Origin of the sequence: Nocardia sp. NPDC051321 (genome assembly GCF_044455225.1) — a bacterium.
GTDB lineage: Bacteria > Actinomycetota > Actinomycetes > Mycobacteriales > Mycobacteriaceae > Nocardia.
Window position 1 is genome coordinate 135,558 of the sequence record NZ_JBITEM010000006.1, and the last position, 20,007, is coordinate 155,564.

Annotated in this window: 22 protein-coding genes and 1 tRNA gene; 11 read left to right on the forward strand and 12 right to left on the reverse strand. The window is 66.9% G+C overall.

Annotation, left to right across the window (positions count from 1 at the left end):
• From ACIA8C_RS15505 to ACIA8C_RS15515, 3 genes are all read right to left on the reverse strand, one after another.
• Positions 1–1,155, reverse strand: a complete 1,155-nt coding sequence (locus ACIA8C_RS15505) for an acetyl-CoA C-acetyltransferase (protein WP_397135661.1) — start codon at positions 1,153–1,155, stop codon at positions 1–3.
• Positions 1,156–1,203: 48 nt separating this feature from the next.
• Complete coding sequence (locus ACIA8C_RS15510) at positions 1,204–1,818, reverse strand: TetR/AcrR family transcriptional regulator (RefSeq protein ID WP_397134995.1); 615 nt, start codon at positions 1,816–1,818, stop codon at positions 1,204–1,206.
• Positions 1,819–1,911: 93 nt separating this feature from the next.
• A complete protein-coding gene (locus ACIA8C_RS15515) occupies positions 1,912–2,640 on the reverse strand; it encodes a hypothetical protein (protein WP_397134997.1) in 729 nt (242 codons plus the stop codon).
• Between the two features lie 396 nt (positions 2,641–3,036).
• Between ACIA8C_RS15515 and ACIA8C_RS15520 the strand changes: the two genes are divergently transcribed.
• Positions 3,037–3,489: a hypothetical protein gene (locus tag ACIA8C_RS15520; protein WP_397134999.1), complete on the forward strand. Its 453-nt coding sequence runs from the start codon at positions 3,037–3,039 to the stop codon at positions 3,487–3,489.
• 6 nt (positions 3,490–3,495) lie between these two features.
• Here the strand turns inward: ACIA8C_RS15520 and ACIA8C_RS15525 are convergent, their stop codons facing one another.
• Entirely contained in the window at positions 3,496–4,290 is a 795-nt protein-coding gene (locus ACIA8C_RS15525) for an SDR family oxidoreductase (RefSeq protein ID WP_397135001.1), read from the reverse strand.
• Positions 4,287–5,492 (reverse strand): acyl-CoA dehydrogenase family protein, encoded by a 1,206-nt coding sequence (locus ACIA8C_RS15530; protein WP_397135663.1) that lies wholly within the window; start codon positions 5,490–5,492, stop codon positions 4,287–4,289. Before ACIA8C_RS15530 ends, ACIA8C_RS15525 begins: the two co-directional genes overlap by 4 nt.
• Positions 5,493–5,579: 87 nt before the next feature.
• Between ACIA8C_RS15530 and ACIA8C_RS15535 the strand changes: the two genes are divergently transcribed.
• From ACIA8C_RS15535 to ACIA8C_RS15570, 8 genes are all read left to right on the forward strand, one after another.
• A complete protein-coding gene (locus tag ACIA8C_RS15535; RefSeq protein ID WP_397135003.1) occupies positions 5,580–7,133 on the forward strand; it encodes a FadD3 family acyl-CoA ligase in 1,554 nt (517 codons plus the stop codon).
• Positions 7,133–8,008, forward strand: coding sequence for an enoyl-CoA hydratase (locus ACIA8C_RS15540; protein ID WP_397135005.1), 876 nt, complete (start codon positions 7,133–7,135; stop codon positions 8,006–8,008). Before ACIA8C_RS15535 ends, ACIA8C_RS15540 begins: the two co-directional genes overlap by 1 nt.
• A complete protein-coding gene (locus tag ACIA8C_RS15545) occupies positions 8,009–9,151 on the forward strand; it encodes an acyl-CoA dehydrogenase family protein (protein WP_397135007.1) in 1,143 nt (380 codons plus the stop codon).
• Entirely contained in the window at positions 9,148–10,155 is a 1,008-nt protein-coding gene (locus tag ACIA8C_RS15550; RefSeq protein ID WP_397135009.1) for an acyl-CoA dehydrogenase family protein, read from the forward strand. The genes ACIA8C_RS15545 and ACIA8C_RS15550 overlap by 4 nt, the downstream gene beginning before the upstream one ends.
• A complete protein-coding gene (locus tag ACIA8C_RS15555) occupies positions 10,152–11,207 on the forward strand; it encodes an acyl-CoA dehydrogenase family protein (RefSeq protein ID WP_397135011.1) in 1,056 nt (351 codons plus the stop codon). Before ACIA8C_RS15550 ends, ACIA8C_RS15555 begins: the two co-directional genes overlap by 4 nt.
• 149 nt (positions 11,208–11,356) lie before the next feature.
• Positions 11,357–11,830 carry a MarR family winged helix-turn-helix transcriptional regulator gene (locus ACIA8C_RS15560; protein ID WP_397135013.1) on the forward strand — a complete coding sequence of 158 codons (474 nt, stop codon included), beginning with the start codon at positions 11,357–11,359 and terminating at the stop codon, positions 11,828–11,830.
• Positions 11,831–11,906: 76 nt separating this feature from the next.
• Positions 11,907–13,154 carry an MFS transporter gene (locus ACIA8C_RS15565; protein WP_397135015.1) on the forward strand — a complete coding sequence of 416 codons (1,248 nt, stop codon included), beginning with the start codon at positions 11,907–11,909 and terminating at the stop codon, positions 13,152–13,154.
• 95 nt (positions 13,155–13,249) lie between these two features.
• The gene (locus tag ACIA8C_RS15570; protein ID WP_397135017.1) at positions 13,250–14,002 is read left to right on the forward strand and encodes a DUF427 domain-containing protein; all 753 of its coding nucleotides are present in this window, start codon (positions 13,250–13,252) and stop codon (positions 14,000–14,002) included.
• Between the two features lie 19 nt (positions 14,003–14,021).
• Here the strand turns inward: ACIA8C_RS15570 and ACIA8C_RS15575 are convergent, their stop codons facing one another.
• The 3 genes from ACIA8C_RS15575 to ACIA8C_RS15585 form a co-directional block, all read right to left on the reverse strand.
• Positions 14,022–14,288: a type II toxin-antitoxin system RelE/ParE family toxin gene (locus tag ACIA8C_RS15575; protein WP_397135019.1), complete on the reverse strand. Its 267-nt coding sequence runs from the start codon at positions 14,286–14,288 to the stop codon at positions 14,022–14,024.
• On the reverse strand, positions 14,285–14,539 hold the full coding sequence (locus ACIA8C_RS15580) for a type II toxin-antitoxin system Phd/YefM family antitoxin (protein WP_397135021.1): 255 nt from the start codon (positions 14,537–14,539) through the stop codon (positions 14,285–14,287). Before ACIA8C_RS15580 ends, ACIA8C_RS15575 begins: the two co-directional genes overlap by 4 nt.
• Positions 14,540–14,658: 119 nt before the next feature.
• Positions 14,659–15,576, reverse strand: coding sequence for an AraC family transcriptional regulator (locus tag ACIA8C_RS15585; RefSeq protein ID WP_397135023.1), 918 nt, complete (start codon positions 15,574–15,576; stop codon positions 14,659–14,661).
• Positions 15,577–15,670: 94 nt separating this feature from the next.
• Between ACIA8C_RS15585 and ACIA8C_RS15590 the strand changes: the two genes are divergently transcribed.
• Positions 15,671–16,759 (forward strand): saccharopine dehydrogenase NADP-binding domain-containing protein, encoded by a 1,089-nt coding sequence (locus ACIA8C_RS15590; RefSeq protein ID WP_397135025.1) that lies wholly within the window; start codon positions 15,671–15,673, stop codon positions 16,757–16,759.
• On the opposite strand, the gene ACIA8C_RS15595 is transcribed toward ACIA8C_RS15590, so the two are convergent.
• Positions 16,751–16,824 (reverse strand) — tRNA-His (locus ACIA8C_RS15595). The genes ACIA8C_RS15590 and ACIA8C_RS15595 overlap by 9 nt on opposite strands.
• A 98-nt stretch (positions 16,825–16,922) precedes the next feature.
• Between ACIA8C_RS15595 and ACIA8C_RS15600 the strand changes: the two genes are divergently transcribed.
• A complete protein-coding gene (locus ACIA8C_RS15600) occupies positions 16,923–17,336 on the forward strand; it encodes a cupin domain-containing protein (protein WP_397135027.1) in 414 nt (137 codons plus the stop codon).
• A 3-nt stretch (positions 17,337–17,339) separates the two neighbouring features.
• On the opposite strand, the gene ACIA8C_RS15605 is transcribed toward ACIA8C_RS15600, so the two are convergent.
• The 3 genes from ACIA8C_RS15605 to ACIA8C_RS15615 form a co-directional block, all read right to left on the reverse strand.
• Positions 17,340–18,281: an NAD(P)H-dependent flavin oxidoreductase gene (locus ACIA8C_RS15605; protein WP_397135029.1), complete on the reverse strand. Its 942-nt coding sequence runs from the start codon at positions 18,279–18,281 to the stop codon at positions 17,340–17,342.
• Between the two features lie 123 nt (positions 18,282–18,404).
• Positions 18,405–18,737 (reverse strand): hypothetical protein, encoded by a 333-nt coding sequence (locus ACIA8C_RS15610; RefSeq protein WP_397135031.1) that lies wholly within the window; start codon positions 18,735–18,737, stop codon positions 18,405–18,407.
• Positions 18,737–19,927 carry a Rieske 2Fe-2S domain-containing protein gene (locus ACIA8C_RS15615; protein ID WP_397135033.1) on the reverse strand — a complete coding sequence of 397 codons (1,191 nt, stop codon included), beginning with the start codon at positions 19,925–19,927 and terminating at the stop codon, positions 18,737–18,739. The genes ACIA8C_RS15610 and ACIA8C_RS15615 overlap by 1 nt, the downstream gene beginning before the upstream one ends.
• Positions 19,928–20,007: the final 80 nt, after the last annotated feature.

Consider the following 20,007-nt stretch of genomic DNA (forward strand, 5'->3'; position numbering starts at 1 on the left):
TCAGCTGCCGAGCCGCTCGATGATGGTGACGTTGGCGGTGCCGCCGCCCTCGCAGATGGTGAGCAGGCCGTAGCGGCCGTTGACGCGCTCGAGCTCGTTGAGCAGGGAGGCGAAAAGCTTTGCGCCCGTTGCGCCGAGGGGGTGGCCGAGGGCGATGGCGCCGCCGTTGACGTTGACCCGCTCCGGGTCGGCGCCGGTCTCCTTCAGCCAGGCCAGCACGACCGGGGCGAAGGCCTCGTTGATCTCAACCACGTCGATGTCATCGATGGTGAGGCCGGTTTTTTCCAGCGCCCACTTGGTGGCCGGGATCGGCGCGGTGAGCATGAAGATCGGGTCGGCGCCGCGCGCGCTGACGTGGTGGATGCGGGCCCTTGGCGTCAATCCGTATGCCTCGACGGCCCATTCGGAGGCGAGCAGGGTGGCGCTCGCGCCGTCGGAGATCTGGCTCGCGACGGCAGCCGTCAGCGGGCTGCCCTCGGCCAGCGGCGGCAACGACGCCATCTTTTCCAGGCTGGTCTCGCGCGGTCCCTGATCGATCCAGAAGTCGCCGACCGGCACGATCTCCCGATCGAAGCGGCCGTTCTTGATGGCATCGCGGGCCCGCTCATGGCTGCGTAACGCCCAGCGCTCCATGTCTTCTCGGCTGATGTTCCACTTCTCGGCGATCAGCTGGGCGGCGCGGAACTGGGTGACCTCGGCGGTGCCGTAGCGGTGGTCCCAGCCCTGCGAGCCGACGAACGGCGAGTCGAACCCGTATTCCTTGCCCGCGTACATGGCGGCCGAGATCGGGATGGCGCTCATGTTCTGCAGCCCGCCCGCGACGATCACCTCGGCGGTGCCGCTCATGATGGCCTGCGCGCCGAAATTGATGGCCTGCTGGCTGGATCCGCACTGGCGATCGACGGTGACGCCGGGCACCTCTTCCGGATACCCCGCGGCCAACCACGCGGTGCGGCCGACGTTTCCGGCCTGCGGGCCGACATTGTCGACACAGCCGACGATCACGTCGTCGACATTGCCAGGGTCGATGGTGGTGCGGTCCAGCAGCCCGCGCAGCGCGGCCGCGCCGAGGTCGGCGGGGTGCACGGCGGCCAGCGCGCCGCCGCGCTTGCCGACCGGGGTGCGCACCGCGTCGATCACGTAGGCGTCGCGCAGCGGGGTGTAGGGGCGGCGTGGTGCGGATGGTGCTGACATCTAGAACTCCTACGTGGTTTGCTCGGCCTTGGACAGCGTGAGGCCGTCGAGCACTATGGTCAGGTACTGCTTGGCGAGGTTGTCGACGGTGATGGGGCCGCCCGGCTGATACCAGCGCACCGCGACCCACACGGTGTCGCGCAGGAATCGGTAGGCCAGTTCGACGTCGATCTCGGGCCGGAAGCTGCCCTCGGTCACGCCGTTGGTCAGCACTCGGTGCCAGAGCTCGCGGAATTCGCGGTTGTAGTCGGCGATGTAGGTGAACCGCTCGGCGGTGCGCAGCCGCTTGGCTTCGGCCTGGTAGATCGCCACTGCGGCGTGATGGCGGTCGAACGACTGGTAGGACGCGATCACCAAGGCTTCCAAGGTGTCTCGCGGGCTGAGCCCGGCGCCGACGATCTCCCGGTAGTGCCCGAACAGGTCGTCGAGGAAGCCGCGCAGGATCTCGTCGACCATCGACTCCTTGGAATCGAAGTGGTGGTAGAGACTCCCGGATAGAATTCCGGCCGCGTCGGCGATGTCGCGCACGGTGGTGGCGCGCAGGCCACGCTCGGCGAACAGTTCGGCCGCCAGCGTGAGCAGTTCATTGCGCCGTGCGGATTTCGAAGCCTCGGGTGCGGTCACATCGGCCATAATACAACCAAGCATTTGCTTGGTACAGGGTGGCGCGCTATTCATCGCGCCAGCGGCGAGTTGATAGGTCGTGTTGGAGCGGGTTCAGCGCACCGAATAGCGCAGCGGTGAGGACACCGATAGGTCGGCTAGCAGCCGGTCGCAGATCACCACGGGGGCGATGCCCGCTCGCGCCATTCGTGCCACCAAGGCAAGCCGGCGTTCGCAGCTGTCCCACTCGACGGTGAGCTGGCCGCGCCCCGGCCCGGCGTCCACCGTCGCCATCACCCGCGGTGGACCGTAGGCCATCGGCTCCTCGATCAGCTTGAGCACCATGCCGCGCTGCCAAGCCTGGTAGGTGTCCATGTCGGCGCCGATCACCAATTTGTCGGTGGCGGCGCACAGGCCCTGGGCGATCTCCTCGTCGAAGGCCACCCGGTCGAAGCGGAACTTGCGGCACTTGGCCACCACGTCGAGCAGGTCGGCGCGCACCTCGCACAGCAGCGCGGACTGGCGATGCCTGCGCTGCTCGTGCTCGGCTTCCGCCGGATCGGAGCCGAGCCCGATCTGTTTGGCCCGCTCTCGATCTCGCGCCATATCGGCGCGTAGCGCGCCCCGAGGGTCGCGCTTCACCGCGCGCTCGTCGACGGCGTATTGCTCGAGAATCTGCGCCGCGCGCATCGCGGTCGCACATTCGGAGGTGTGCTCCATCAATTCGGCGCCGAGTGTTAGCGCGGCGAGCACCATGCTGTCCAGCCTGCGCCTGGCTAGCACCACTTCGCGCACCAATTCGAGTTCCAGTTGTTCGCGGGCAGCTGGGCTATCCAGGCCCATAGCCATCGCCCCTTTGGAGAGTGCGGGATCCGATGTCAACCAGCATGGCACACCCGGGGGACATCTGGCGCGACCTTTTCTACCTGATCAGCCGCCCATTTGCTCGATGTGCGCGGGATGCTGGAAGGCGTTCGCACTTTGGCGTGATCCGCCATCCGTCCAGTCTGCTGTCCGCCACGGGACACTCACCGCAGCCAACGACCGGCAACGCGAACGTGATTGGCTCGACCGATAATGAAAAATGTTGCGCGCTAAGACAGATCGCCGAAATTTCGGGTGTGCGGCACCGGTTATGCGCGAAGATCGCGGAGAGCCATCCGCCAGTGCGATACCTACTAGGCTCCCGGGAAATAACCCGTCCGGACCACCGATCGAGTTCGTCACGAAGGGATATTCATGCCTATTGCCACCGCACCACGACTGCTCGCGGTCGCCGCACTGGCCGCGCTGCCGGTCCTCGCCACCGCGACGCCTGCCTCAGCGGCACCAGCTGGGGAATCCTGGGACACGATTTTCACCGTGGCGCGAGCCGGGCTCTGTGTCGGCCGGATCGACCCGAGCGTCGGCTACGGCGGCCTGCCGAACGGCGGTGCCCTGTTGAACTTCCAGGCCACACTGTGGGGCGTCGGGGACTGCCGGGTGACCATCACGGCCGACTGGACCAATACCGACAACGGGCGCAGCGGCTCGGTCAGTCAGGAGATCACCGGGCCGGGCTATCACCACTACGGTGCCGAGCCCCGGTTATATCCGGGGCCCGGCCACGTCGAGGTGACCTTCACGATGGACGCCGCGGCGGTCCCCGCGCCCGCGCATGGCCGCTGGATCATGCCGGATTACGAAAACTGAACCGTCTCAGGCGCGCTGACTGCTGACCGAGACGACCTCGCCGGTCAGATAGGACGTGTAATCACTGGCCAGCATGGCGATGGTGGCCGCGACCTCCCACGGCTCGGCGGCCCGGCCGAAGGCTTCCCGCTCGGACAACCGGTCGAGCAGTTCGGTCGAGCTGACCTTGTCGAGGAAGGCGTGCCTGGCGATGCTCGGTGCGACCGCGTTGATCCGCACGCCGAGCTCGGCGGCCTCGACGGCACTGCACCGGGTCAACGCCATCACCCCCGCCTTGGCCGCGGCGTAGTGCGCCTGACCGTGCTGCGCCCGCCAGCCGAGCACGCTGGCGTTGTTGACGATCACGCCGCCGTGACCCGCGTCGCGGAAGTAGCCGAGCGCGGCGCGGGTGCAGCGGAAGGTGCCGTTGAGGGTGATGTCGAGGACGCGATCCCACTGCTCGTCGGTCATGTCGACCACCGGGGTCTCGCCGCCGAGTCCGGCGTTGTTGACCATGATGTCGATTCGGCCGAGCGCCTCGGCCGCGCCACGTACCAGTGCGTCGACCTGTTCGGTGCGCTGCACGTCGCAGGCGATCGAGGCGACCTTGCGGGCCGGGAACTCGGCCGCCAGCTCGGTCGCGGTCGCGGCCAAACGCCGCTCGTGCCAGTCGGAGACGACCACATCGGCGCCCTCGGCGAGCAGCCTGCGCGCGGTGGCCGAGCCGATGCCGGTGCCCGCCGCGGCGGTGATGACCGCGGCACGTCCGGTGAGCAGGCCGTGCCCGGGAATCGGCGGTGGCGCAACAGAAAGATCGCTCATGGGCGGGCCTCCCGCGGCAAGCCGAGCACCCGCTCGGCGATGATGTTGCGCTGCACTTCGTTCGAACCTCCGTAGATCGTGTCGGCGCGGGTGAACAGGTAGAGCCGCTGCCATTCGTTCAGGTCGTTCTCGTCGGCCACCAGGCCGGCCGGGCCGAGCACGGCCATGGCGAGTTCGCCGAGGCCGCGATGCCAGTTGGCCCACAACAGTTTTGCGACCGAGGCTTGTCCGCCGTCGTCGACGCCCGCGCCCTCCATCGTGCGAATCGCGTGGGCACGCAGTACGCGCAGTCCGACCCAGGCCCGGTCGATCCGATCGGCGATGAGCGGGTCATCGGCGGCACCGATGCGGCGGGCCAAGTCCTCGACATTGGCGAGTTCCCTGGCGAACCTGATCTGCTGGCCGAGCGTGGAGATGCCGCGCTCGAAGGTCAGCGTGCCCATGGCGATGCGCCAGCCGTCGCCCGGCGCGCCGATCACCAGATCCGCGGCGGTGCGCGCGTTGTCGAAGAAGACCTCGTTGAATTCCGAGGTGCCGGTCAGCTGGACGATCGGGCGCACGTCGACGCCCGGCTGATTCATCGGAACCAGCAGGTAGGACAGGCCCTTGTGGCGGACCGAGCCGCGCTCGGTGCGCGCGATCACGAAGCACCAGTCGGCGATGTGGGCCAGCGAGGTCCAGATCTTCTGGCCGTTGATCGACCATTCGTCGCCATCGAGCTGGGCCGCGGTGGTGATCGCGGCCAGGTCCGAGCCTGCGCCCGGTTCGGAGTAGCCCTGGCACCACAACTCGGTCACCGTGCGGATGCCGGGCAGGAAGCGTTCCTTCTGCGCCTGGGTGCCGAAGGCGAGCACGGTCGGCCCGAGCAGTTCCTCGCCGACGTGCGAGACCCGCGACGGCGCGTTCGCCTTCGCGTACTCCTCGTGGAAGATCACCTGCTGGCGCACGGTCGCCTCGCGGCCGCCGTACTCCTTGGGCCAGCCAAGGCAGGTCCAGCCAGCGGCAGCCAGGTGCCGGTCCCAGGCGAGACGCTCGTCGAACGCCTCGTGTTCGCGGCCCGGTCCGCCGAGTCCGCGCAGTTCGCGGAATTCGCCGTTCAGGTTTTCCGCGAGCCACTCGCGCACGTCGGCGGCGAATTGCGCGTCTTGGGTCGTGGAAAACCGCCCGCCCTGCGCGGCGGTGTCGGATTCTGAGGTCTGGATCGCACCCACGCCGGTAGGATAACCTACCAAGCACTTGCTTTGTAGGGCGCTTGCATAAGTGCCCCGACACGGACGGTAAGGACAACCGTGACAACCCCTGCACTTACGACACCGCTGGCGCTGCAGCACGCCGCGCGCACCTTCGGCGCCGCCCCCGCCCTGGCCGACGGCGCGGTCCGGCTGGACTGGACCGAGCTGTTGGCGGCGGTCCAGGAGGTGGCACGGGCACTCATCGCACGCGGTGTGCAATCGGGCGACCGGGTGGCCATGTGGGCGCCCAACACCCATCACTGGGTCGTCGCGGCGCTGGCCGCGCACTATGTCGGCGCGTCGCTGGTGCCGCTGAACACCCGCTATGTCGCCGACGAGGCGGCCGATGTGCTGGTACGGGTCGACGCGCGGGCGTTGTTCATCGCGGGCACCTTCCTCGGCCGGGACCGGCTAGCCGAATTGCGCGCGGCCGCACCGGAACTCGATATCGAGACGGTGGTCGTCATCCCGGTCGAGCCCGGCAGCACGACCAGCGACGAGACCGCGTTCGATTGGTCCGAGCTCGCTGGCGTCGCCGAAAAGGCCACCCTGGCGGAAGCGCAGGAGCGCGCGGCGGCGGTGCAGCCCGAGGACACCGCCGACATCCTGTTCACCTCCGGCACCACCGGCCGCAGCAAGGGCACCGTGGTGGCGCACCGGCAGGCGCTGTCGGTGGTGCGGGCCTGGGCGGAATGCACGACGCTCAACGGCGACGACCGGTATCTCGTGGTGAGCCCGTTCTTCCATAACTTCGGCTACAAGGCGGGCATCCTCGCCTGCCTGGTCACCGGGGCCGCGATCGTCCCGCAGGCGGTGTTCGACGTGCCAGCCACGATGCGGCTGGTGAGCGAGGAGAAGATCACCGTGCTGCCCGGGCCGCCGACGATCTACCAGACGATCCTCGACTTCCCCGGCCGCGACAACTTCGACCTCAGCACCCTGCGGGTCGCGGTGACCGGCGCGGCGACGGTGCCGGTGGTGCTGGTCGAGCGGATGCGCTCGGAGCTCGACTTCGATGTCGTCATCACCGGTTACGGGCTGTCCGAGGCGTCGGGGTTCGGCACCATGTGCCGCGCGGACGACGACGCCGAGACCATCGCCGGGACCTGCGGGCGTCCGATCGCGGACTTCGAGCTGCGGCTCGCGCCGAACGGCGAGGTGCTGTTGCGCGGGCCGAACGTGATGCTCGGCTACCTCGACGATCCCGAAAGCACCGCGGAGACCATCGATTCCGAGGGCTGGCTGCACACCGGTGACGTCGGCACGGTGGATGAGCGCGGATACCTGAAGATCACCGACCGGCTCAAGGACATGTACATCTCTGGCGGGTTCAACGTGTACCCGGCCGAGATCGAGCAGGCGCTCGCGCGGCTGGACGGCGTCGCCGAATCCGCCGTGATCGGGGTGCCGGATACTCGAATGGGCGAGGTGGGCAAGGCTTTCGTGGTCCGCAAGGCGGGCGCGCAGCTCACCGCGGATCAGGTGCTCGCCCACGCCACCACCGTGCTGGCCAATTTCAAGGTGCCGCGGTTCATCGAATTCCGCGACCAGCTGCCCTACAGCGCCGCCGGGAAAGTGCTCAAGCGTCAACTACGTGAGGAGATTTCGTAATGTCGGAACCGATCCCGGACGAGGGTGACGTCGTCACGTACGAGGTGCGCGGTCGCACGGCGATCGTCACGCTGAACCGGCCGGACTACCGCAACGCGCAGAACTCGGTGATGACCTACGCGCTCGACGCCGCCTTCGAGCGCGCCGTCGAGGACGACGAGGTCGGCGTAATCGTGTTGGCGGGCAACGGGAAACACTTCAGCGCCGGGCACGACATCGGCACCCCGGGGCGCGATCACCACATTCACTACCCGAACAAGGCCGCGCTGTGGTGGGACCACGTCGACAAGGTCGGCGGCGATCAGCGCTTCGCCCGTGAGCTCGAGGTCTACCTCGGCATGTGCAGACGCTGGCGGGAGATCCCCAAGCCGACCATCGCGATGGTGCAGGGCGCGTGCATCGCGGGTGGGCTCATGCTGGCCTGGGTATGTGATCTGATCATTGCCTCCGATGATGCGTTCTTCTCTGATCCCGTTGTGCGGATGGGCATTCCAGGCGTCGAGTACTTCGCGCATCCGTGGGTGATGGGTCCGCGTGCCGCGAAGGAGTTCCTGTTCACCGGTGACCGGTTCAGTGCGGCACAGGCCAAGGAATGGGGCATGGTCAACCGGGTGGTACCGCGCGCCGAACTGGCGACCGAGACGCTCGCGCTGGCCGAAAAGATCGCCACCATGCCGCGATTCGGACTGGCGCTGACGAAGAAGGCGGTGAACCAGGCCGAGGATCTGATGGGCATGCGCACCGGGATGGATTCGGTGTTCGGACTGCATCACTTCGCGCACGCGCACAATGCGGAGGTGGGTGCCGACTCGCTTGGCGGCATGAACGCCAAATCGATGAAGGCCTCTTCGACCGGCGAGAACGGGGCCAGGTAAGTGGATCTCGATATCGACCAGGCGACCCAGGAATTCCAGACCGAGGTCCGAGAGTTCTTGGCCGCCAACAAGCCCGCGCAGCCGTTGCCCTCGATGGATACCAAGGGCGGATTCGAGGCGCATCGCGCCTGGGAGCGCACCCTGGCCGATGCTCGGCTCTCCGTTGTCGCGTGGCCCGAGGAGTACGGCGGTCGCGATGCCTCGCTGTTGGAATGGGTGTTGTTCGAGCAGGAGTACTACGCCGCGGCTGCGCCGGGGCGGGTCAGCCAGAACGGCATTTTCTTGCTGGCACCAACGCTTTTCGAGCATGGCACGCCTGAGCAGCTCGAACGGATCATGCCGCGGATGGCTCGTGGCGAAGACATCTGGGCCCAGGCGTGGTCGGAGCCGGAGGCGGGTAGCGATCTCGCGGGCATCCGCTCGACCGCGCGGCGCACCAATGGCGGCTGGCTGCTCAGCGGACAGAAGACGTGGAGTTCGCGAGCGGCCTACGCGGACTGGGCCTTCGGGCTGTTCCGCAGCGATCCCGAGGCGGAACGGCACAAGGGGCTCACCTATGTGATGTTCCCGCTGGCCGCGGATGGTGTTTCCGTACGGCCTATTCCGCAGTTGGACGGCGAGCCCGGCTTCGCGGAAATCTTCCTCGATGAGGTGTTCGTGCCCGATCGCGATGTGATCGGGGAGCCCGGCGAGGGCTGGCGGGTGGCGATGAGCACGTCGAGCAACGAGCGTGGCCTGTCGCTGCGCAGCCCGGGGCGGTTCAGCGCGACGGCACAGCGGTTGATCGATCTGTGGCTCGATACCGGCGACGACACCAACACCGGACAGCGAGATGCCGTGGTGGACGCCTGGATCGGCAGCGAGGCATACCGGCTGCACACCTTCGGCACGGTCACCCGGCTGAATGAAGGCGGCAAGCTCGGCGCGGAATCCTCGATCACCAAGGTGTTCTGGTCCGAGCTCGATATCGCCATGCACGAGACCGCGCTGGACGTGCTCGGCGCGAACGCCGAACGATCCGGGCCATGGACCGACGGCTACCTGTTCTCGCTCTCCGGGCCGATCTACGCTGGTACCAACGAGATTCAGCGCAACATCATCGCCGAGCGGCTGCTCGGACTACCGAGAGGGAGCAGCCGATGAGGTTCGCGCTCAGTCCCGAACAACTCGACTTCGGCACCAGCGTGCGCAAGCTGCTCGACGCGGGACGAACGCCCGCCGCGGTACGCGGCTGGGCAACCGGTGATTCACGTCCGGGGCGCGGGCTGATCCGGCAGCTCGCCAGCGCGGGCGTGCTGGGTTTGGCCATCGATGAAGAGCACGGCGGTGTCGGTGCCGAACCCATCGATCTGGTGGTCGCGTTCGTCGAACTCGGTCGCGCCGCCGCGCCCGGTCCACTGGTGGAGACCGCGGCCGCGATACCCACACTGCTGCAAGCACTTCCGGACAAGAGTCTGGCGGGGCGTTGGCTGCCAGGCTTCGCCGACGGCGCCGAGCTCGGCACCATCGCCCTGCACAACGGTCTAGCACTCGACGCGGACAATGCGGAGGTCGTGCTGATCGCGGACGGCGGGCGACTGCACACCGCGCATCGGACCGGACTGGTGCGGTCGATGGATCCGGCGCGCCGCCTGTTCACCGTCGCGGCCGACGAATCGCTGGCCGACGGCGTTGCCGACGCCGTCGCCACCGCATTCGACACCGGCGCGCTGGCCTGCGCGGCGCAGTTGCTCGGCGCCGGCCGCGCACTGCTCGACTCCACCACCGGATATGCCAAGCAGCGCAAGCAGTTCGGTAAGCCGATCGGGGAATTCCAGGCCGTCAAACAGAAGCTCGCCGACGTGCTGATCGGGCTGGATCTGGCCGAGCCGCTGCTCTATCGCGCCGCGCTCACCATGGGCGAGGCGACCCGCGGCCGCGATGTCTCGGCCGCCGTGATCGCCTGCGGCGACGCGGCTTACCGGGCGGCCAGAGCCGCCCTGCAAGTACACGGTGCGATCGGCTACACCGCCGAGTACGACCTTTCACTGTGGCTGACGAAAGTGACCGCGCTCCGTTCTGCTTGGGGCACAACGGATCTGCACCGAGGCCGGATCGCCGGCTCGCTCCGTGACGAAGCCGAGCGGCAACTACGAGGGACGGCATGACGACCACCGAACATCAGGAATTCACCGCCTCGGTGCGCGCACTGCTCACCAAGCACGCCGGATCGGCAGCGGTGCGTACGGCGATGGACACCGAACTCGGCTACGACCAGGCACTGTGGCAGCGACTGTGCGAGCAGATCGGTGTCGCGGCCCTGGCCATCCCCGAGGAATACGGCGGCGTCGGCGCAAGCCTGGTCGAATCCCTCCTGGTGGTCGGCGAACTCGGCCGCACCCTCGCCGGTGTCCCGATGCTCGGCTCCGCCGTCCTCGGCGTACAGGCTTTGCTGCTTTCGGACGACGCCGAGGCCTGCGCCCGGCTGCTCCCCGAGGTCACCGAGGGCACGCGCACGCTCGCAGTGTGCTGGGCGGGCGAAAACGGTTGGGACGAACCCGGAGTCCGCGAGGAAAACGGAACCCTTTCTGGTACCGCCCTTTACGTGCTCGACGGCAGCATTGCCGACACTCTCATCGTGGTCACCGAGACCGGTTTCTTCGAAGCAGACCCCACCGCGACCGGGGTCACGCGGCGCGTCATGCCCACCATGGACCCCACCCGCAAACTGACCGAAATCACCTTCACCACCGCCGAAGCCCACCGCCTCGGCACCGCCGACCCCACACCGGCCATCGCTCGCCTACGCGAAATCGCCTGGGCCGCAATCGCCGCCGAACAGGTAGGCGCCGCCGACCACTGCCTGACCATGACGGTCGACTACACCAAGTCCCGAGTCCAATTCGGCCGCCCCATCGGCAGCTTCCAAGCCCTCAAACACCGCATGGCCGACATGTACGTCCTCCTCGAATCCGCCAAGTCCGCGTCCGCCGCCGCCACCCTCGCGCTAGCCGAAGACAACCCCACCGCCCCCGAAGACGTCTGGGTCGCCCGCCTCCACTGCACCGACGCCCTGACCACCATCGTCGCCGAAACCGTCCAACTACACGGCGGCATAGCCATCACCTGGGAACACGACGCCCACCTCTTCTTCAAACGAGCCCACGCCAACACCCACCTCTTCGGCACCCCGAGACGACCAGTCACCGCATCGTCGTAAAGCCTGTCGTTGCCCTAGCTCTTGGCACAGCAACACATACGTCCTGAACTCCAGGTCAAAGCCTCGGTATGCCCCGCATACCGGGGCTTTTTCGGATCCGTGATCGAGTTCACGGGACATAGATAGTTAGCTTATGTAATAATATCTAGGTGACGCAGGCTCAGGGGAACACAGCGGATGACATTGTCGTCGATCTACTCGTAACCGCGGGCAGGCTCACTCGGCTGGCCGGGGTGATCAGCGGCGACGACCTGCCGCGGGCGGTGTTGCGGGCACTCGCGGTGCTCGATGAACACGGGGCCGTGCGGGTCAGTGAGTTCGCCAGGATCGACCGTTGTTCCCAGCCGGCAGCAACGACGCTGATCGGCAGGCTGGTCGCGGATGGATTCGCGACCCGTCGCAAGGACACGTCCGATTCCAGGGCCGTCGTCGTCGAACTCACCCCGGCCGGGCGCAACCGGCTCACCCAGGCGCGGCAGGCGTTCGCCGCCGCGCTCACCACGCGGCTCGACGGCTTCGACATCGAACGCCTCGCCCGCATGGACACCGATTTGAACGAACTGCTGGAGGCCCTGAAAACGGCTACGCCACAGCACAATCCGATATCGAGGGAACATCAATGAGCGAGCGCAGCGAGCGAACAATCAACACAGCCACCTATGTGATCATGACGGAGCCGAGCGCCAGCGAGGCGCAGTCATGAGCACACTTGCTCCTGATCGCGCCGACGGCGCGGAAACCACCGTGGGCAACCGCCAACCGAAAGCCGTGTGGGCCGTTGCGTTTGCGAGCGTGATCGCCTTCATGGGGATCGGGTTGGTAGATCCGATCCTGAAACCGATCGGCGAACAACTGCACGCCTCGCCGTCGCAGGTTTCGCTGCTGTTCACCAGTTACATGCTGGTGACGGGCGTAGCCATGTTGATCACGGGCGTGGTGTCCAGCCGGTTCGGCGCGAAGAAGACGCTGGTGGCCGGGCTGGCCATCATCATCGTGTTCGCGGCGCTGGCGGGGTTGTCCGACACCGTCACCCAGATCGTCGGATTCCGCGCGGGCTGGGGTCTCGGCAACGCCTTGTTCATCGCCACCGCGCTCGCCACCATTGTCGGCGCGGCCAGCGGCGGGGTCGCCCGCGCGATCATCCTCTATGAGGCCGCGCTCGGTATCGGCATCGCGACCGGTCCACTGCTCGGCGGCGTGCTCGGCGGAATCAGCTGGCGTGGACCGTTTTTCGGGGTTTCCGTACTGATGGCCGTGGCATTGGTCAGCATCGTCGTGCTGCTGCCCGAGGGGCCGAAGCCGACGCATCACACCTCGATCGCCGCCCCATTCCGCGCACTGCGGCACCGCGGCCTGCTGACCGTCAGCCTCACCGCGCTGCTCTACAACTTCGGCTTCTTCACCCTGCTCGCCTACACGCCGTTCCCGCTGGATATGGGCACCTACGCGATCGGCTTCATCTTCTGCGGCTGGGGCATCCTGCTGGCGCTTTCGTCGGTGTTCCTGGCGCCGCGGTTGCAGCGACGGTTCGGTTCGCTGCCGATGATGGGTCTGTCGATCGCGTTGTTCGCCGCTGACCTCGCGGTGATGGCGACGTTCGCCGAGCACAAGCCGGTGCTGATCATCGGCACCGTGCTGGCCGGACTGTTCCTCGGCGTGAACAACACCCTGATCACCGAGGCCGTGATGATCTCCGCGCCGGTCGAGCGTTCGACCGCCTCGGCGGCCTACAGCTTCGTCCGCTTCGCCGGCGGTGCGGCCGCCCCGTATCTCGCGGGCAAGCTCGGCGAGCACAGCATCGCGCTGCCGTTCTGGGTCGGCGCGGCCTGCACCGCGGCCGCCGTGCTCGTGCTGCTGGCCGGTCGTGCGGCACTCGCGCACATCGACGAGCACGATCCGGCGCCGCACAGTGTCGCCGAGGCCGAGGCGATCACCGTCGGCGACTGAGCCGACCGACAGCTGCCTGGACCCGCGCGGGTTCAGGCAGCTGCGCTGTCTGCGATGCCTGCTGGAGACGCTGCTCGGGAGTACCGTCGGATGTCATGGGCGATGCGCAGCGAGGCCGGGTAAAGATCGAAACCAGCCAGAAGCGAGTTCGGGTATTTCTCGGTGGCCGGATAGTGGCCGATACGGCTCAGCCGGTGCTGGTGTGGGAGGGTCCGCACTATCCGACCTACTACATTCGGGCCGCGGATCTGCGGGCGAAACTCGAGCCGACGGGTCAATCCCACCACTCCCCCAGTCGTGGTGACGCGACGGAGTACGACGTGGTCGTGGACGGCACCACCGCCGCCGCTGCCGCGCTGCGCTATCACGATTCGCCGCTGACCGAATTGAACGACCTGGTGCGGCTCGACTGGAACAAGATGGACGAGTGGTTCGAGGAAGACGAGCCGGTCTACGTCCACCCGCGCGACCCGTACTCCAGGGTCGACATCCTCGGCAGCTCCCGGCATGTGCGAGTCGAGATCGACGGCGTCACCGTCGCCGATTCGCGCTCCCCCCGCATCCTCTTCGAAACCGGCCTTCCCGCAAGGTATTACCTGCCGATGACCGACGTCCGAATGGACCTCCTGCACGCATCGGACACCCACACCAGCTGCCCCTACAAGGGCACCGCCGACTACTGGACCGTTCGTCTCGGCGACACCGAATACCAGGATTACGTGTGGGGCTACCGCACGCCGCTCCCCGAGAGCCAAAAGGTCGCGGGCCTCGTCTGCTTCTACAACGAGAAAGTCGACACCTACCTCGACGGGGAACTACAGGAACGCCCGAAGTCCCCCTTCAGCTGAGTCGGTCAGCGTTAGCAGCTCAGAGATCGCGGTACACGTCCCGACGCCATCCGACTTTCACGACCAGGATCACCAGCACATCGTCTTGCACCTGATAGACGACTCGGAAGCGGCCGACCCGCAGGCGATAGGCATCCACGTTCACCAGCTTTCGGACGGCCAACCCCTCGGCATACGGATCGTCGCCGAGAACAGTGAGCGCGGTGAGGATGCGCATCGCGTCTCGTTGTTCCAGATCTCGCAGTTCACGCCGGGCAGACTCGAGGAACCGAAACGTATATTTCACTTACGCGCCTCGAAAATGTCGGCGAGCACTTCGGCCATGCTGGAGGTCTTCTCACCGGCGGCGAGGCGGGCGACGGCCTCACGCGCCAGCATTTCGTCTTCGGCGTCGTCGACCGCTTCCACCACGGACAGAGGAACCAGCGCGGCAGCCGGAGTGCCGTCGCGGAGAATGATCACCTGCTCACCGGACTCGGCGGCATCGAGGTATTTCGCCAAGTTGGTGCGTAGCTCACGGGTGCTGATCTCACTCATATCCACAGTGTACACGCTGTCGTGTACACGGCTGCTTTATGGCACCTCCGACCACTGCCGCTTCGCCGTCCACGTTCATCTTTCGGATTTCAGCACATGCCCGCCCCTGTAGTCGTAGGTCAGACTGCGACGAGCGGGGGCTTGGCTTCGGCTCGGCGGTAATGGCCTGGGGGTTGGGCGTATTCGCGTTTGAAGGCCTTGGCGAAGGCGAATTCGGAGGTGTAGCCGACCTTTCGGGCTACGGTGCCGAGTGGAGCGTCGGTGTCGCGGAGGAGGCGGGCGGCGGTGAGCATGCGCCAGCGGGTGACGTAGGCGAGGGGTGGTTCGCCTACGGTGGCGCTGAAGCGGCGGGCGAGGGTGGCGCGGGAAACGCCTGCGACATCGCTGAGATCCGGGACGGTCCACGATCGCGCCGGATCCTCGTGCACGGCACGCAACGCCGCGGCGACCGCGGGATCGGCGAAAGCGCCTGCCCAGCCGGTGGATTGCGTGTTGGACTGTTCATCCAGCCACGCGCGCAGGACGAATAGCACCAGCGTTTCGAGCAAGGCCGGGACGGCGGCATCGCTGCCTGGACGCGGTTCGGCGATTTCGGCGGCAAGCAGGTCGACCGCGCCGCGCAGCGCCGGATGCCGACCGGGCCGGGCCGGCAGATGGATGAACTCGGGCAGCTCGTCGAGCATCGGATGGCTCCGCTGTCTGCCGAGTTCGTATGCGCCGCACAGTAATGCCGTGCGCACCCCGGGACCGGTAACCTCCCTCGGTTCCCCCGGCTGCGCTCGCTCGGTAACCGAACTGTCGAGGCTGTCGACCAGGTCGTGGTCGGCGCCGCGCGGCATGAATACGACGTCGCCGACACCGAGCGCCATCGGCGTGCCACCCGGCGGCACCAGCCAGCAGGAGCCCTGCAGCACGACGTGGAACCCGGCGCCGGGCACGACCGGGTAGCTGCGACCCCATGGCGCGTGCCGAATGAACATCCCGGAGGTCGGACTGCCGGTGCGGATGGCGGCAATGGTTTCGCTGAGAATATCCACATACTCACACTAGCGCTCCAAACTGAGTGTTTGAGATATATCAGCGAGCAATACAGCCATTGGTTAACTCACACACCGGCCATAGGTTTAAGTCATGACATCGACGAGCCCCACCCGATCCAGCAAGACCATCGCCGTCTATGGCGCCACCGGGATCACCGGCGGTTACCTCCTCACCGAACTTCACCGTCGCGGCTTCACCCCAATCCTGGTGGGCCGCAACGAAGCCCGCATCCGTGCCGCCGCGGTGGCCGCCGATCTCCCGAACGCCAAGATCCGGGTAGCCGATCTGGCCGACCATGACGCACTGGTCGCCGCGTTCACCGGCGCCGACGTGCTGATCAGCAGCCTGCCTGCGTACGTCGAGCACGGGCCTGCGGTGCTGGCCGCGGCGATCGACGCGGGAGCGAACTACACCGACATGTCCGGCGAGCAGCTGTTCCTGAAGCAGGTGTTCGACGAGTTCGGACCGCGCGCCGAAGCGGCCGGGGTGAGCCTGGTTTCCGGCGTCACCGACAGCAATCTGCCCGGCGACCTGCTCGGGTACCTGACCACCCGCCGGGTCGCCGGTCCGGCCGAGGTCGTGGTCAGCCATCTGAGCAAGAGCGGCGGCAACGGTTCCAAGGGCAGCGCGAAGACGGTGCTGGCCAGCCTGGACTGGTTCCGCGGCGGCGGCTGGAACTACGCGGACGGCGAATTGCGCACCGGCGCAACGGCTCGGCACTCCTCGATGACCTTCCCGGGTGACGCCACGCCGACCGCCGTCGCGAAATTCCCGCAGCCGCCGGTACTTACCATTCCGCGCCATTCGGATGTCTCGTATGTCGAAGGCGTGCTTGCCACTTCGATCCTCGACACGCTGAGCGGCTTCACCGCCGACATCATCGACTCGCTACCCGACGCACCGAGCGCGAACCTGCGCTACGACCTCGTCGTCGACGCGTTCGGAGTGGACGGCCGCGCGGTCCGTGGTGTCGTGAGTGGCGTGCACTCCTACCGCGATTCGGCCCTGATGGCGGTGGCGGTCGCCGTCCGGCTCGCGGAGGGCACCACCAAGCCGGGCGCGCTGGCGGCGGCCGAGGCCTTCGACGCGGCCGAATTCCTCGACGCGCTGGTGCCGTTCGGCATCACCTGGCGCATCGCGGACCTGAGCACGCAAGAGACGCCGCTTTCGGGTGAGTGACCGGACTTGAACCCGCGACCTCCTGGTCCACAACCAGGCGCTCTGACCAACTGAGCTACACCCACCATGGTGTTCAGCCACGGTATCGCGGCAGTTCAGCTCCGGTCACCTGATTTTTCACCGCGGGCGTCCGCACCACCGTCCGCGAATCAGGCATAGTCGAATGATGACCGACAACCGACCCGAGCTCGCCGCAGCCCTCGACCTGGCACCGCACCCGGAGGGTGGCTGGTTCCGCGAAACCTGGCGCAGCGCCGTCGAATTCAAACCGGAAGGCTACGACGGTGCCCGATCCAGCGCGACCGCGATCTACTTTCTGCTGCTGCCCGGCGAGCAGTCCGCGCCGCATACGGTCCGCTCCGACGAACTGTGGCTCTGGCAGCGCGGCGGCCCGCTGGTGCTGAACATCGGCGGCGAGGAAGTCGTCCTCGGTCCCGATGTCGAGCACGGTCAGGTACTGCAGGCCGTGGTGCCCGGTGGCGTCAGTCAAGCCGCTCGACCCGCTGGCGACGAGTACGTGCTGGTGAGCTGCCTTGTCTCGCCCGGTTTCGATTTCGCCGACTTCCAGATGGATTGAGCCTCACGCTCCCGCGTATTCGCGTCGCGTCCGGTCGACGAGTTCGGCGACGCCGAGCACCTCGGTGACGCCGGACGCGGCGTGGCCCGCGCTCCAGATGTCGGACCAGTTCTTCGGAGCGGCAGGGTCGGCGAAATGCGCTGCGGTGTCGAAGGTTCCGGCTCGGAGGGCGGGAACATCGATGCCGAGTGATTCCATCGAGCCCGCGAGCATGCTGGTCGGCAGGCCGGTGAACGCGGAGGTCAGCACCACGTCGTCGAGGCTGGACGCGGCCACCAGGTCCTTGTGCGCGGGCGCGGCCATGCTCTCGGCCGTTGCGAGGAACTTGGTGCCCATGTAGGCGAGGTCCGCGCCGAGGGCGATCGCCGCACGCAATGCGACACCGTCGGCAATGCCACCGGCCAAAACAACTGGCCCATCGAAGAATTCGCGAACCGCGCGGACGAACGCGAAGGGGTTCGCCCATCCCGTCTGCCCGCCGGCACCGGCGGTGAGCAGGATCAATCCGTCGACCCCGCACTCGATCGCACGCACCGCGTGGTGCACCGACGCCACATCGGCGAGGACCAGCGAGCCGACCTCGTGCAGCGGTTCGACCACATCGCGCGGCGTCCCGACCGAGGTGATCACGATCTCCGTCGGCTGCTCCCGCAACACGCGCAGATCGGGCAGCAGCCGCGCATTGCCCGGGTGCACAATAAGATTCGCGGCGACCGGGGCGAGACGCCGCCCCCCGTCGGAGGTCAGCGCGGCTTCGATTTCCGACAGCCACTGCGAAAGTTGTTCGGGCGTACGGGCGTTCACCGTCGGGAAGGCGCCGATCACACCCGCGCGGCAGGCCGCGATCACCAACTCCGGCCCGGAGACCTGGAACATCGGCGCGGCGATCAACGGAACCGTCAGCCGTGTCGTCAGTTCGGTGAATCCAGCCTGCCGCGTGGTCATGCGTGCCCCCATCTCCGGAACGGTTTCGTTCCGGACAATAGAACAGCCCACGCGACATGGGAAAACGGTTAGCTACGCCTTGGCGAACTGCCTATCTGACGGCCGCCGACGTTGTCAGATCGACTACTCCGGAACCTCGACCACACCTTCGTCCACAGCCCACTTGATGGTCTTCTCCAACTGTGGGCAGGAATCGGGACGACCGAGACCGGCCCCATTCCGGCTGAGCTCGGCGAAGACAGGGCAGTGCGTCTGCGGCGGCTCGGTCCACTGCACCGAGGTCTGGTGCGAACTGCTTTTACGCACCAGCACCTGGCTCTGGCAGGCCTGACACCGCAGCGGTGTCAGGCCCTGCTCCAGATAGTGCTGCTTGTCGACCACCGTCTGGGCGCGCACTTCGGCCCGCCGCGCAGGCTGGTCGGCGAAGTCGGGTGCTTTCGCCCAGGTGGCCGCCATCAGACCCCGGCCTCCGCCTGCTTGGCCGCGGCCTCGTCGGCCTCGCGCTTGCGGCGCAGGTTCTCCGCGACCTCGGCCTCCCACACCTCGTTCGCCTTGGTGGTGTCCACCTCGAACTCGAAGCGCTGCGTCATCTTGTCGGTCACGTCGGCCAGGTCGACATAGAACTGGTCGTACCAGCGTCGCAGCTGGTAGACCGGGCCGTCCTCCTCGCACAGCAGCGGATTCTCGACCTTGGACTTGTGCTTCCAGATCTCGACATCCTGCAGGAAGCCGACGCTGATGCCCTCGGTCATCTTCGCGGCCAGCTTGTCTGCCATCTCGCCCTCGACACCCTGCGGCTTCTCCAGCGTGATGCCCCATTGCAGCATGAAGGAGTCCTGGGTCACCGGGTAGTGGCAGTTGATCAGCACGCTCTTGACCTCGTACCCGGTGTACAGGTTGACCAGCGGATTGATCATGTAGGACGGCCCGAAGTACGAGGCCTCGGAGGTCAGCGTGGTGTCGCCGCCATATTTGGAGGCCATCCCGATGTCCGGCCTGCCCTTGGTATTCAAGTACTGAGTGGCGATGTGCCCCTCGAAGACGTTCTTGAAGTAGGTCGGGAAGGCGAAGTGGATGTAGAAGAAGTGCGCCATGTCGACCACGTTGTCGATGATCTCGCGGCAGTTCGCGCCCTCGATCAGCATGGAATTCCAGGTCCAGTCGGTCCAGCCGCTGTCGAGCTGCTCGACCGGGTTGCCGTCGGCATCGGTGTAAGGACCCTTGATATGCGGGATCGTCACCTCCGGCGGCGGTTGGCTGCCCTCGACGTCGTGCCAGACGAACAGCTGGCCGTTGCGCTCCAGCGTCGTCCACTTCCGGGTACGCGCCAGCGGCGGCACTCGCTTGCCATACGGAATCGCGGTGCATTTGCCGTTCGTGCCGGACCAGCGCCAGTCGTGGAACGGGCAGGCGATGTCGTCACCCTTGACCTCGCCCATGCTCAGATCGCCACCCATGTGCCTGCAGTAGGCGTCGAGCACCCGCAGCTCGTTGCCGCTATCGACCCAGATCACGAGTTTGGTGCCGAACACATTCACCGCGTGCGGCTTGCCGTCGCGGAACGACGCGGCCAGACCGAGGCAATGCCATCCCCTCGCATAGCGGGTGGGCACGGTCCCGACATCTAGCTCCCGGGGCTTACCCACCCCGTCGGCTCCGCCTCCTGCCGTCCCCCTTTCCTTCGCACCGCTCCCCTGTGGGGTAACTGCCATCGCGAATCCTCCTC